The 14,417-nt window shown below is 36.1% G+C and carries 9 protein-coding genes; 1 reads left to right on the top strand and 8 read right to left on the bottom strand.

All coding sequences use genetic code 11. The features are described 5' to 3' along the window. Positions 1 to 6: 6 nt before the first annotated feature. From J5J03_RS08325 to J5J03_RS08295, 7 genes are all read right to left on the bottom strand, one after another. Positions 7 to 1,362, bottom strand: a complete 1,356-nt coding sequence (locus J5J03_RS08325; RefSeq protein WP_208588571.1) for an alpha/beta hydrolase — start codon at positions 1,360 to 1,362, stop codon at positions 7 to 9. An 85-nt stretch (positions 1,363 to 1,447) separates the two neighbouring features. Beyond that, on the bottom strand, positions 1,448 to 1,912 hold the full coding sequence (locus tag J5J03_RS21980) for a hypothetical protein (RefSeq protein WP_231710651.1): 465 nt from the start codon (positions 1,910 to 1,912) through the stop codon (positions 1,448 to 1,450). A 386-nt stretch (positions 1,913 to 2,298) separates the two neighbouring features. Beyond that, on the bottom strand, positions 2,299 to 3,486 hold the full coding sequence (locus tag J5J03_RS08315; RefSeq protein ID WP_208588570.1) for an ROK family protein: 1,188 nt from the start codon (positions 3,484 to 3,486) through the stop codon (positions 2,299 to 2,301). A gap of 58 nt (positions 3,487 to 3,544) precedes the next feature. After that, positions 3,545 to 4,813, bottom strand: coding sequence for an anaerobic sulfatase maturase (locus tag J5J03_RS08310; protein WP_208588569.1), 1,269 nt, complete (start codon positions 4,811 to 4,813; stop codon positions 3,545 to 3,547). A gap of 143 nt (positions 4,814 to 4,956) precedes the next feature. Then, positions 4,957 to 7,254, bottom strand: a complete 2,298-nt coding sequence (locus J5J03_RS08305) for a glycoside hydrolase family 3 C-terminal domain-containing protein (RefSeq protein WP_208588567.1) — start codon at positions 7,252 to 7,254, stop codon at positions 4,957 to 4,959. Positions 7,255 to 7,335: 81 nt separating this feature from the next. Then, on the bottom strand, positions 7,336 to 9,111 hold the full coding sequence (locus J5J03_RS08300; protein ID WP_208588566.1) for a sulfatase: 1,776 nt from the start codon (positions 9,109 to 9,111) through the stop codon (positions 7,336 to 7,338). Positions 9,112 to 9,154: 43 nt separating this feature from the next. Next, entirely contained in the window at positions 9,155 to 10,537 is a 1,383-nt protein-coding gene (locus J5J03_RS08295) for a glycoside-pentoside-hexuronide (GPH):cation symporter (RefSeq protein WP_208588565.1), read from the bottom strand. A gap of 274 nt (positions 10,538 to 10,811) precedes the next feature. Between J5J03_RS08295 and J5J03_RS08290 the strand changes: the two genes are divergently transcribed. Continuing rightward, complete coding sequence (locus J5J03_RS08290) at positions 10,812 to 12,035, top strand: helix-turn-helix domain-containing protein (RefSeq protein ID WP_208588564.1); 1,224 nt, start codon at positions 10,812 to 10,814, stop codon at positions 12,033 to 12,035. 147 nt (positions 12,036 to 12,182) lie between these two features. Here J5J03_RS08290 and J5J03_RS08285 read toward each other — a convergent pair whose 3' ends face one another. After that, positions 12,183 to 14,399, bottom strand: coding sequence for a glycoside hydrolase family 3 protein (locus tag J5J03_RS08285; protein ID WP_208588925.1), 2,217 nt, complete (start codon positions 14,397 to 14,399; stop codon positions 12,183 to 12,185). Positions 14,400 to 14,417 lie beyond the last annotated feature (18 nt).

The raw sequence follows: 14,417 nt of genomic DNA, 5'->3' as shown, positions 1-14,417 counted from the left end.
TTATATCTATTTGTTATCCTTTAGTTGTGTGAACATCCATTCCCCTATATCGGTAATTACCTCCGTGTCAACTTGTTTTGGTGCTTCGTACTCTTTAATTGTTCCTTTACCTGGGCCTTGGTAATCAACAAAAAAGTGATTAAGATCTGGATAACTACTTATAGTAGCATTTTCGTTATCCTCTAATAGCACTTGCCAAGCGGTAAAATCCTTCTCATAAGATACTTGAAAATCGTCCTCTCCTTGCAAAATGAATAACGGTTTATCCAGCTTTGACACAATTGATGCAACATTATATTGATCCATTTCTTTTAAATAGTAGCCATTCATTCCAAATACAGTCATTTTTTTAGCTTCATCTTCTGATATTTCTCGTAACTGCTGGGCTTTTTTGTATTCCTCTTCCACCAGTTCTTTTTGTTCCTTTTTATCGGACTCAGTCATCGGTGTATTCTCTAATACGGCTTTATTTTGGTCATAGACAATTTCCCATAAGGGGCGTGGTGAACCAGCAAGGATAATAATACCCGTATAATCTCCACCTTGTAGATCAATTCGAGGAGCTAACATCCCGCCAAGACTATGCCCAAGTATATAGACATTATTTTCATCAATGCGTTTATCACTCTTCAATAATTCTGTAGCCCGAATGGCATCTTCTACCGTTTCCTCATATACCGTAAGTTTGTTGGTATCGTGGACTGCTTTCTCCCCATAAATATAGGTTCTTTTATCATAACGAATCACCGCAATGCCCTGTTCCGCTAAGCCCCAAGCAATATCACGAAAAGGCTTATACGCGTAAACTGATTCATCTCGATCACTTGGTCCAGAACCTTGTACAAGGACGACGGCTGGTAAATTCTCTTGATTCTTAGGAAGAGTAAGTGTTCCTCCAAGCTCATAAGCGGTTCCTTCTCCAACAATAATTTCTTCTTCAACAATCGAATCTGGCAGACTAGCATTTGTCATACTATTAGGCAGACTAAAACCAACTAATAACTGATGGTTCAAGATCATCCTAACGTCTAGTGTCTGATTCGTATATTCTACTTTTCCTTCGATAACCTCTACATTATTGCCCCGTTTCTCTACATTTAAGGAATGGACGTCAACAAATTCTCCACCATCTGCTGAGCGTTTCTCCCATTCCCTTTCTAGCTGATCCATAGGTATTGAAGCTTGTAATTCTTCCCCAAACCATTGGTCATGAACTGTTTGATAAGCTCCAGTTCGCAATAACTCTATCACCTCATGAGCCGCCTGTTCAGGTGTAAAATCTTTAGCATCATTGGAACAACTAGTTAAAAAAATGATAAGCAGTAGCAAGCTCCAACTTTTTAGGCTTTTCGTAACGTTCATTTGATTTTCCTCCAATTGCTGTTCAAAAAGTCACCAAATGATAAGAGGACATTAGCTTCTTTGGCTTGATCCTTGTGCTCATGTATTACAGGACCATCCCCTTCTTCTTCGCATCTGCATCTAAACCTGATCCAATTGCTACACCTATCGCTATTCCAAGTGGTAATCCCAGTCCAACATTATCAAATATAAGTAATCCAAACACTACACCTAAACTAGTACCAATCGACATATATATACTTAGATAAAAACCACTTGATACTAACTTGTGTTGTTTCTGCAGATGAGAACTGATGCTAGCTATTTTTTGTTTATGATGCTTAACATCCTTTTCTGCAAAATAATCTTTCTTATCTTTAAGTTGTAGTAAATGTTCTTCGAATTTAACAAGATACTGATAGCAATCCTTGCAATCGACTGAGAAGGAACTCAGCCTTTGGACTATTCGCTTACATTTATCTTTTTCAAGCTTTGAGGCAACTTGTTGATCAGCATTATTTCTCAGTTCCTCAAGCAAAGTAATCAGTTTATTAACTCTTTCACTTTCCATTATTCCACCTCCTCCTTCTCCAATTGATCCATTACAATCTAATACGCCTTTATCATTGGAAACGTTTCACCTATATACGTATTCATTAAAAACAATAAGCTACCATACAAAGTGACCGCCTTATCGTAAAAATTCATCACGAATATCTTGACACTAAAGAAGAAGATCACTTAAGTTGATCCGGAAAGTACCATTTCCTATACCATTTTTGAAACAGTTAAAAAAAGCGACTTAGACTTTGATCCAAATCGCTTCATTCTAATACCCATGATCGACTTGTGAGGCTATGATCAACAGGAGGCTTACAGACGGTTAGCACCGTGATAAACTTAATATTTTTGTCTTCTAACAACGATATGAAAACTAACTAGTAGGTACATCGAACTTTATTCAAAATAAGACTGAAATACTAAAATGGCAGCCCCTGTTGAAATCGTAACTTTCTTTTGTTTTTCCATTTTAAATTGTACAGGTTCACGTTCCATTCTATAAATATACTGTTTAGCTGTATCTACAATCTTATTAAAATAAGGTGGATATGTATTCATTAATTCACTACTTAAAATCACTTGATCAGGGTGTAACACATTCACCATATTCGCGATTCCAATTCCATACGTAACAGCCGATTCAAGTACTACTTGTTGAACAATGGAATCCTCTGCACTTAGAGCATGCTTGAACAGATCCATTAACTCCTTCTGGTTGTTTTCATTGTCTTGAACAGAAAATGGTATCGACTTTTCACGCAAATACCGTTCGTTTACTTCTTGTAATAAATAATCATAAGAAACGAAAGAAGCAAGTGATCTTCGCTCATTAACATCCATAATCATTTCTCCAAATGAACTTGCATCACCTGTTTTATTCTTTAATATATGCCCCTCAGCTAAAACACCGCAACGCAATCCACGACCACTTATACAATATAAAATGGTTTGATCTGCTGTTAACCCCTTAATATATGCATGCAACGTGGCAGCATTAGCACCATTCTCTAATAGTACCTTTTCCACTTGTAAACTTTTCAACTCATCTAAAATAGAAATACTTTTCCATCCACTTGCAATAAAAGCCTCGGGATCGAGAATCAAGCCATTCTCTCTATCTAATGGACCTACCGTGCCTACTCCTATCCCAAGAAGAAAATCACGTGAAATATCATGCTTTTCTAGAAAATGTTCTATTCGTTCTTTTATCAGTTGGAATGTGTAAGAAGGTGTATGTTTCTCAGTCATAGCAAATGTATAACTATCCACTATCTCGAATGACATATTGACTAAAGAAATAGTGGATTCAATTCGAGATAAGTCGACACCAATGATATACCCTGCATTTGGCTCTATCTCAAATAAGGCTGGTGGCCTGCCTCCTGAGGATTCCTGATATTGACTAATTTGAATGAATCCTTCTGCCAATAAAGTCTCTAAATGCCGAGTAACAGTAGTTTGCTTCATTTGCGTTTGTTCCACCAATGTTGCTTTGGTGACAGGACCATTTGCATGTATATATTGATAGATTTGTTTCATCCCATTATATTTTGATGATGTTTGTTTTAAAAAGTACTTTAACACGTTTTTCTCTCCCTTTTTCCATGCATCATGTACTTTTAAGTATACTTGTATTTATTTCCTATGAAAAGTCCAGTCTGTCTAAAAGTGGCTCACAGCATTTTTTGAATTTTTTATTACTACCACAAATACATAACTCATTCCGCCCTGGTAATGGTTGCCCTGACCGATAGTATTGATTAATTTGATTTTTCCTTATTTGTTTGGTAACATTAGTAATTCTTTCTCTAGCATAGCGATAAATCTGTTGGTAACTTTCGCAAAAATAATCCACATCCGTCAAAGACTGATCTTGTAGCCGATTTCTTGGACATCCTCCATGGCATAAAGATAGAAATTCGCATTGTTTACATTTGTCAGGCAGATTCGGTTTCATGTCCAGAAATTCATCCCATTTTTCATGATTTGCAATTTCAGCTAATGAGTTTTCATTCACATTTCCTAACCGATAATCTTCGTGAATAAAAAAGTCACACGGATACGCATCACCATTTTGTTCCAATATCAGTATCTTGGGACACTTTTCTCGGTGAACACATAATTCTGCTTGATGACCTAGAAAAACAGCTAATATATTATCAAAGAAACGCACCGATATTTTGGGGTTTCCATCGTTATACCAATAGTCAAATGCCTCACATAAAAAATCACCATACTCTCTAGGTGATATATGAAAAACACCAGGTTGATCAACATTCTGCGATTGAAAATCCATACATGGAATAAACTGCACAAAATCAAACTGTTCACGCTCATAAAACATCATCAGTTCCTTCGCATGATGTACATTATTCTCATGAATTACCGTCAATACATTAAAATCAACTTCATACTCTCTTAAATGCTGAATTCCTTTCATAATAGCTTGATAACTTCCCTTGCCTGTACTTGTTACTCTACGTTGATCATTGATTTCTTCAGGGCCATCAATACTCACTCCGACCAAGAAGTTATATTTCTTAAAAAAAGCTGCCCATTTTTCATTGATCAACGTTCCATTGGTTTGAATACTGTTACTTATAATTGTTCTTTTGGGGGCATATTTCGCTTGTAATGCGACTACTTTCTTAAAAAAATCCAAGCCCGCAAGAAGTGGTTCTCCTCCTTGCCATGTAAAACTTACCACACCGCGGGATGCCTTCATATATTCCTTAATAAAATTCTCCAGCACCTTGTCTTCAATCCGTTCTATATGGCCAGATCTGCCGCCACATCGGCTATAGTAGCAATAGTCACACGCCAGATTACAAGCTTCAGATACTGTTTTCCACATGACACCTGAAATTATTGATTGATTCCTGATTGCTTTCGAAGAACTAACTATCTCCATTTTACAATTCCCCTTTTTCCACATATTATAGTTTAATAGAAATAGTGGAATCAGTGATAAATATCATTCTCAATCGACACCTGCCTATAAGTAAGTAACAAGATATTTAAAGCCGCAGTACATAAATACTGCGGCTTTGTCACTTAAGATAATGCTTCTTGCTGTTTTTTATTTAATTGATCAATCATGTCTTTTAGCATCTTTTCCGTAAATGTTCCACCACTAAAATTAGCAAGTGCTCTTAATGGCATATACATCATCATCGCTTCCATCATCTCATTTGATTCATTATGATCATCTTCTACATTCATTAACGGGTTATTTTTATTCGCTTCTTTTAGCAGCTTTTTAGCTAAAGGCGCTATTGTCGGATTTTGCATGATATCTCCCACTGTAGTATTACGGTGAATAGTTGTATACACACTAACAGTAGAGATTACTTTAACTGTTTCTTTTAAAACAATCTCTCTTGATGATTTTCCAATTAATATGTCAAAGTCTCCTGTTTCCACATGCCAATCTTTTAAATCTACATTATAGTATGCAAAAGCACGCTTATCTAATCTAAAAGTAACTTCTTTAGATTCTCTAGGTTGTAAAGCTACTTTTTCAAATTGCTTTAACTCTTTTTCGGGTCTGCTAATATTGCTTTCTACATCTTGTACGTATAATTGCACAACTTCTTTCCCAAAAACTTCACCTGTATTTGTAACGGTTAGACTTACAGTTAAAGTCTCCGAATCTTGTATTTCCTTGTCACTAATGGATAAATTGCTATATTCAAAATTCGTATAACTTAGTCCATAACCAAAGGGGAATAATGGTTCAATTTCTTTTGCATCATAGTATCGATATCCGACATAAATGCCTTCTTTATACTCTACCGTATCCCCATCACCAGGGAAATTCAGATAAGACGGATTATCACTTAGCTTAACTGGAAAAGTTTCGGCCAACTTTCCACTAGGATTTACTTTTCCAAATAGAATATCTGCAATAGCACCACCTAAAGCTTGTCCTCCTAGATATCCTTCTAAAATTGCCTTTACTTTATCTAACCAAGGTATTTCAATTGGTGCTCCATTACTTAAGACCACGATCACATTTGGTTGAACTTGGGCAACTTCCTCCATTAATTGTCGTTGATTTTCTGGAATGTTCAAATGGGTACGATCATACCCTTCTGACTCATAACGGTCTGGCAAGCCTATAAATAAAATCGCTTTATCTGCTTCTAATGCTGTTTGTTTAGCTTCTTCGATTAATTTTTTATCGATATGATCACTTTCCAAGTGATAACCTTGAGCATATGCAATATTAGCTTTGCTTGATACTGACCGTTCTATTTCTTCATAAATATCGTCTAGGTAGGTTGGATTAATATGTGAGCTTCCCCCACCCTGATATCTTGGTTGTTTAGCAAGTGCACCTATAACCGCGACATGGTTGTCTGTTGATAACGGGAGAATTTCTTCGTCATTTTTAAGTAGAACCATCCCTTCACTTGCTACTTGCTTCGCTAATTGATGATGATCCTGTTTATCATAGCTTGCATTTTCTTTTTGATTGTCAACAGCCATAAAGATAATCCGCAATAATCGTTCAACTGCTTGATCAAGTGATTCTTCTGTTAGCTCACCAGATTCAATTGCTGATAGAATTTTATTTTCCCCTATACCTTTACTTGCAGGCATTTCAAGCTCAAGTCCTGCTTTCAGTCCATCAACTCGCTCATTAACAGCACCCCAATCCGAAACAACAAATCCGTTAAAACCCCATTCGTCTCTTAGAATGTCTGTTAATAAGTTTTTACTTTCCGCAGCAAACTCTCCGTTTACTTTATTATAGGAACACATGACAGTCCAAGGTTCAGCCTTCTTTACTACTTGTTCGAAACTAGCAAGATAGATCTCTCTTAAAGTACGTTCATCTACGACAGCATTTGTAGACATACGACGATGTTCTTGATTATTTGCTGCAAAGTGTTTTAAGGAAGTACCGACTCCTTGACTTTGTACACCTTTAATATGACTAGCAGCCATTTCTGATGACAAATATGGATCCTCTGAAAAATATTCGAAATTCCTTCCACATAACGGCGAGCGTTTAATATTCGCACCAGGACCAAGTAAAACACCAACTTTCTCAGCCTGTGCTTCTTCCCCTAAAGCAACACCAACTTTATTAACTAGATCTCGATCCCATGAGCTTGCCAGACCTACTGCTGAAGGAAAACAGGTTGCAGGAACACTATTACTTAAACCTAAATGATCTGCGTCTTCTGCTTGCTTTCGTAGACCGTGCGGGCCATCTGTTACCATTATGGAAGGGATCCCTAATCGTTCCACACCTTTTAAATACCAAAAATCTAATCCGGAGCACATTCCTGCTTTTTCTTCAATCGTCATCTGTTCTATTAATCTTGAGATATTTCTTGTCATTTTTGAACCTCCGTATCTTTTGTTTAAGGATTTACACAGAGCTAACTGCCTGTATGTTCACGATAGAACTTACTATTACGCTTAACTAGTTCTTCCTGCAAGGTTAATAAAATATTTAATCTTTTCTTGCTCTGCACTTTCAAAATGATTATCCACAAAGGAATTAATTACTTCACCATCTATACTTTTTACGGACACATTATGAATATAATCTTCTAGTTTATCAATAACTGCTGTTCTATTTTCCTTTGGAGTAGAATTTAACAATGCACGAACTTTATTCTGAGCAACTTTTGTCCACGAATAATTATTGAGAATACCAATCTTTTCTGCTTCTCTGGTTCTTTCTTTTTGTTGTGTTAGTTCATCATTGGTAATCTGCCCATCTTTTGGTATACCTAACCTTTCAAATTGTTCATCAGGTGCTTCATGTTGCTTCATTATCTTCACCATTTGCTTAATCAGTTTTTGTTCTATTTCTACATCTTCTATTTCATTTTCTTGTTTCGGATCTTTTTCAATGTTATAGAGCATTGAACCATATTGAAAGGGATTCACAAAACCTGAACCAGCTTCTATTTTCAGCACTTTTGCCCCACGTGTAAATTTAAATGGTTCTGCAAGCTCTATTTCTTTCAATTCATTAACTGAAAACATACTTCGCATATGCGTCGGCATTAACGTGTACTCATATAGTGGTTGATTAGATGGTGATACCGGTCCTCTCATATAGACATGTTCTTTATCCACTATATTTACATGCCCTCCGTGAAATCCAAATAAGGCAGCTTCTTTTTCCTTGTAATTCTCTTTAAATAGATCACCTATTGGCCTACCCGTCATCTCCTTTGGAATATCTAAATCGAAAAATTCTAATAATGTTGGCGCAATATCAATCAATTGCATAATTTCATCATGATGCTCTCCTTTTATTTTATATCTAGGATCCCAGATAAACATTGGAATATGCGCAATTTCTTGATACACTGGCATAATTGATTTTGACCACCAGCCATGCTCTCCTAATAAGTAGCCATGATCCGTATTAACAATTAACATCGTGTCTTCCCACATGTTATTTTCATCCATCATATCGAGTACTTTACCTAAATAGTGATCACACATGCTTAATAATGCAGCATACTCATACTTACCATGCTCAACCGTTTGTTCATCCTCTCTTACAAAATAGTAAGGAGGCCAATCAAATTGCTTTCCTTCATATTCGTGAGGATACAAGTCCTTATATTTTTGATAAGAAGTAAAAGGCTCATGTGGATCAAATGTTTCTAATTGCAAAAACCATTGATCTTGGTCCTTATTTTTATCAATAAATTCTAAGCCCGCTTCGAATGTTAATGCTTGTGGATGATCTTTTTCTTCTTTGTAATATTCTCGGTTAATCACGTCTTGACGAAACAATGGAAACTCCTTCATTTCAGGGACTTCTGTTTCAGGAAAAACTGGGTCTTCTACATGACCTTTCCATGGATCCCCTTCTTGTCCCCTAATGCTCTCCCAAGAATTGTAACGGGTATGATAAGTTGCTCCACCGTCTTCCCAATAATGTTGATGATCGGATACTAAATGGGTATAGACACCATTATTCTTCAAAATTTCTGGCATAGAATGGTCAAAAGGCTCAAGTGGCCCCCAGCTTCTATGCAGAAAGTTGTACCTTCCTGTATGTAAGTCTCGTCTTGCCGGCATACAAGGTAAACTTCCGACATAAGCATTGTCAAATGTAACTGTTTTTTCTGCTAATCTTTTAAAGTTGGGAGCGTGAACCCAATCACAACCATATGGTGGCAACATATGTCTGTTTAATGAATCAAACATAACCATTATTGCTTTCATAGCATACATCTCCTTTATTTACCACTTTAATAAACAGACCTTCTTACTCAGATACAGTAGGTTGACTTTCTTTTCTAGATTTAATCTCTTTTAACATTTGTGCATGTAATTTGTTATCAAGCTTATAAAATTTAAGTGCAATAATAGTAAAAATATGGCCCAAAATAGGTAATAGAGCATATAAATATACAATCATTCTTAAGGTCTCAGGTGATTGGGATTGACCAGCAACGTATCCTGCAACTCCTAATAAGGCACCTCCAATCATCCCACCAACAGCGCTTCCAAGTTTATTAATAAAAGTTAAACTAGAAGAAACGACACCTGCACCTCGAATACCTGTTTTCCATTCACCATAATCTACACAGTCTGGAAGCATTGCCCATGGTATTGCTCCAGTAAACGGCATCAAAACATTCATAGCAACTGCTGCTGAGAAATTAAGCCAAACCATTTCATATGGGGCTAATAACAATACGACAAATGGGAGGATCGAAACAATACTACCGTATAGAAAAGTGGATTTTTTACCAAACTTTTTAGAAAACTTCGGCAATAAGAAAAATACGGGAATAGATAATCCTAAACCTACAAAAGATAGGATTGGAAATAATTCTGGTCTTTCAGCGTTATAAGTCCAATAGTAAAGAGCTACCGCACTTTGTGCAGATGAAGCAATTAAGTTAGTACACATTGCTATCATGAGCATAAGTAACGGTTTATTTTTAGCTATTAGCAATAATTGTCCTTTAAGTGGGGTTTGTTTTTTTCTCTTTACTGTTTTCTTTGGAAAAGCATTATCATGTCTATTGGCACTACTCGCGCACAACCAAAAACTTGCGACGATAATAACGGAAAATATCGCAATCGAAATAAACCATCCTTGTTCTCCATCTCCGAAAAAACTTACCATTGGTAAAATTAAAACTTGAGCACACATTAATGCTGGTATTGCCATAAATTGTTTTGCGGTTGCTAACCAAGTTCTTTGATCGGGGTCTTCACTAAGAACAGGAGTTAACGAGTGATACGGAATATTAACTGCAGTTGAGATCAACGAATAAGAAATATAGGTAACATAAATATATACTATTTTCATTTCTGCTGATAAGTCTGGAACCCAAAATAACGCAAGTGTACTAATTCCTAATAAGGGTGCTCCAAAAATTAACCAAGGACGATATTGTCCAAATCGAGAACTAGTTCGATCTGCAATTACTCCCATTATAGGATCGCTTACCGCATCAATAAATCTAGTAACAAAAAAAAGCGTTCCTACTACAGCTGGAGCTATTCCAATTATATCAGTATAGAAAAACATTAAATATGTCAAGATTATTTGAAAAGGAATATTTGATCCCAATCCACCAAACGCATATCTAAAAACTTCACTTTTGGTAGATGTTCGATAATTTACTTGTTCCAATATCCTCACCTCACTAAAAATTTTTAACGCTTTCAATTAATCCAATTTTCTAAATATTCTCTATCAATCTATAACTAGCATTATTCCCCCTTCTAATAAAACCCTTTCAGAAAGCGCTATCTCTAACTAACATCCATTTTAGACAAAAGTCGGTGTTGTGTTTTGTGTTTAATTGATTTTTTTGGTGTTTTATTAGCTTTAATTTAAAATTTTCGGGTTGCAATATGTTATACTTCCAATTAGATGGTTGAATCATTGTACAGAGAGGGATCGAATGGAAACTAAAATAAACATAACAGAATTAAAATATATTACTAAATTAATATTTGATTACCATAATATTCCGATCTTCCTTCTTGATAATACAGGAAATATAATAAATGAATACACCTCTAATTTTTCTCTAAACCCATTAATTTCGTCAAAAAAAGAGTTATTTTCGCAATTAAATACAGAGGTTCACCACCCAATAATTGTTACAACCATGTACTTAGAAACATTTATAACTCTAAATATTCCTTATGTCGATCAGCGTGGACAACTAATTATTGGACCAATAATGGCAGACTCACCTTCAGAGGAAATTGTAGATTTATTAAAGAATGATGTTGAATTAAGTGACAACGATAAAGAGGACTTTGTTCAATATTTTTTATCATTACCAACTTTAAAATTAAATAAAGTCATTATTTTAGCCAAACAACTATACTATATGATCTACCAAGTCAAGATAAGTTCAGAAGATGTGAAACAACTGAGTAGTGAAATCGCTCAAAAAGCGAAACAGATTACCAATCCTAACCTCATTATTTCGAACAAAAGACAAAGTTTATCATTACATCATGATGATACACAAGAAAAAAAGGTATTTAAGGCGATAGAGCAAGGAAAAAAAGATGATGTACTAACCAATTATAGAGCTGTACCAGAATCAGGTAAATTAGGTATTTTGTCCAAAAAAAGTTATCTCAGACACAAAAAAAACTTTGGAATAGCTGCGATAACTTTGGCTACTAGAGCGGCTATAAAAGGTGGCCTTCATTATGAAACTGCTTATACACTGAGTGACTTATATATACAAAATATAGAGGACATCAATAAAACAAATGAGATAGATGTTTATATCGAAGAAATTCTTTGTGAATTTGCTGAGCGTGTTCAAAAGGCTAGACAGCAAAACTTCTCAAAACCTATTAATAAAACGTTAAACTATATATTTAATCATTTATATGACACTATCACTCTTGCTGACTTAGCTGAAGCAGTTAGTTTGCACCCTAGTTATTTGTCTAAATTGTTTAAGTTAGAGGTGGGAGTAAATATTAGAGATTATATTCTACAGTCAAAAATCGACGAAGCAAAATCCTTAATAAGTTTAACAGACTATTCACTGCTTAAAATATCAACTTTATTAAATTTCAATGATCAAAGTTATTTCACAAAAACATTTAGAAAGCATGTCGGGTTAACTCCTAAACAGTATAAGGAAAAGTTGTAGTATTATAATTTTTACGCTAATACACCACATAGAAATCTTTTCCTCATACCAATTCATATTTATTAATATGTTTCCATTATTTCATCACTTGTAGAGTAAAACTAATCAAGAGGATACATGAAATTGAAGAGTATCCTCTCCTCTTTTTTATCCCTTTCGATATTTTTCCGTCCGTTCATCCCTGATGATTCCATCCCAGTTCAAGCCAAATGCAAAATCATATTTATTTCCCTCTTCATCAACATAACACTCCATATCATGTGGTACATCCTCACATTGCTTCTCTACGGTTTCCATATCATCTGGCATTTGCATTGGTAATAATCCAGAAGGTTCCACATTACCAGAAATAATATCTAATATAGCTTGATCTTGCACACCAAAGTGAACGAGAATACTATCGGCATAAGGTTCAAATTCTGAAACAATCGCTGGATTGGATAAATGCAATGACACAATCACTGGTTTATCTTGCATCTTTTCTTTTGTTTCTAAAATCAAATCTAAGTCTGATTCATTACTAGCCACTACTTTTTTCCCTTGATAAGACCTGTCTATTACTTCACGCGTATCTCCTGCAATACTTGGTGAACGCGCTTCTGTTGCGTCATATGGGCGATATTGTAAGCTGATGGGAACATACCCTGAACCACCAGCTTCTCGATCTTCCTTACAATATCCGTCACCAGAGTCTGGTCCTTTCATACAAACAAGGGCAAAATCGGCTTGTTTTGGATCATCTGTAACATCATAATACTGCTTCACCATGTCTACATGAATCGGATACTCCATTTTATCCGAAATTTTATTTCCAAACCAATCCACTTGTTCTGGGTAGTACCTTTTTGGAATATATACCGTTTGCTTTTTCATGATTGGTAGCATTGCTTTCCTATTCTTAAGCATAACAAGCGATTTCAATTGTGCTTGGTAACCTTCGCGCATAAAATGAGGATGCCCGACTTTTTCTGCACTTTCTCGCACATCTAAATATGGATTTTCAAACAGACCTGTACGGAAAATATTTTTTAATAACTTCACAGCTGACTGCTCCATCCGCTGACGCATAAAGGTTTCTCCGTGTTCAGCAACACCCATTTGATACGCTTCCAAAATCGGTCCCATCTCATTATTACCACCGAATTGGTCCACACCAGCCATTAGTAGTTTGTAATGGCGCTCTGCGACTGTTAATTCTTCTACTCCCCATGGTTTTCCCGCAAATTGATCAACGCTTTCTGGTTCATCAGCAGTAATTAACCAATCAGTACAAACCACACCATCGTATTGATAGGTTCCTTGAAGTAAGTCCTTAATCAAGTATTGACTGTAAGAGTTTCCTACATTCTCTTTATTAACCTTATCTTGTTCATAAGATATCGTATAATAAGGCATGACGGCAGCAGCTTTTTTCGTTTTACCTTCTAATTGGAAAGCCCCTTCTGTAAATGGTTGTAAATGTTCATCAAAATTGTCACCAGGATAGACCGCATATTTACCAAAGCCCCAATGCGCATCACGTCCTGCTTCTCCAGAGCCACCACCTGGCCAATGCTTCACCATCGTATTAACACTATCAAATCCCCAACCCGCTTCTATTTCTGCACTTCCTGTTGAGGTTTGGAACCCATCGATGTAGGCTCTCCCTAAATCAGTTGAAAGCTTCGGATCTTCTCCAAATGTACCTTCAAACCGATACCAGCGTGGGTCAGTAGCAATATCCACTTGTGGGGATAAAGCAGTGGTTAAGCCAAGGGCACGATATTCCTTCGCAGCAATTTCACCGAATTGCCGAACAATTTCTGGACTAAATGTAGCTGCTAAACCAAGGCTTTCTGGCCACATGGAGATCTGTCCGCCTGCGCCTTCATTAAACTCTTTACTCGCATCACTTGCATGACGAGGGTCTGAACTATTATTAGCAGGAATACCAAATCCAACACTCTCTACTATTGCTTGTACATTATTGTTCCATTTTACAGCTACCTCAGGGCTTTCAACAGATGTCACTAATACATGACGTAAATGGTCTTTAATTAGAAATTCTTTTTGCTGATCCGATAAGTCCCATGAATTGGCCATTCTCTCATCAAATGGCTTACCATCATAAGTACTAGCGAATGGACCTCTTGGCTTCGCAGGAATCGATTGGTGACGACTATATAGCATTAATCCAGCAATTTCTTCGATAGATAGTTTGGAAGCCAAGTCTTTTGCTCGTTCTTCAGCTGGTAGGCGCCAATCTTTGTAAGGTTCTAAGTGGCCGCTTTTATTGAGATCTTTGAAATAAAGGCCCTTTTCTTCTATTATCTTGATACCTGATTGAAAAGAGTAACCAAGAGTAGGGCCGTTTTTATTATGCATATATTCAATCACACAAAT

Origin of the sequence: Gracilibacillus suaedae, from assembly GCF_017599345.1 — a bacterium.
GTDB classification, from domain to species: domain Bacteria; phylum Bacillota; class Bacilli; order Bacillales; family Amphibacillaceae; genus Gracilibacillus; species Gracilibacillus suaedae.
Note: the sequence above shows the minus strand (reverse complement) of the source record. Positions and strands in the feature narration are given on the sequence as shown.

Excerpts from the sequence above, each read along its gene's own strand:
- J5J03_RS08325 (WP_208588571.1), bottom strand. The coding sequence starts at position 1,362 with ATGAACGTTACGAAAAGCCTAAAAAGTTGGAGCTTGCTACTGCTTATC.
- J5J03_RS21980 (WP_231710651.1), bottom strand. The coding sequence starts at position 1,912 with ATGGAAAGTGAAAGAGTTAATAAACTGATTACTTTGCTTGAGGAACTG.
- J5J03_RS08310 (WP_208588569.1), bottom strand. The coding sequence starts at position 4,813 with ATGGAGATAGTTAGTTCTTCGAAAGCAATCAGGAATCAATCAATAATT.
- J5J03_RS08305 (WP_208588567.1), bottom strand. The coding sequence starts at position 7,254 with ATGACAAGAAATATCTCAAGATTAATAGAACAGATGACGATTGAAGAA.
- J5J03_RS08300 (WP_208588566.1), bottom strand. The coding sequence starts at position 9,111 with ATGAAAGCAATAATGGTTATGTTTGATTCATTAAACAGACATATGTTG.
- J5J03_RS08290 (WP_208588564.1), top strand. The coding sequence starts at position 10,812 with ATGGAAACTAAAATAAACATAACAGAATTAAAATATATTACTAAATTA.
- J5J03_RS08285 (WP_208588925.1), bottom strand. The coding sequence starts at position 14,399 with ATGCATAATAAAAACGGCCCTACTCTTGGTTACTCTTTTCAATCAGGT.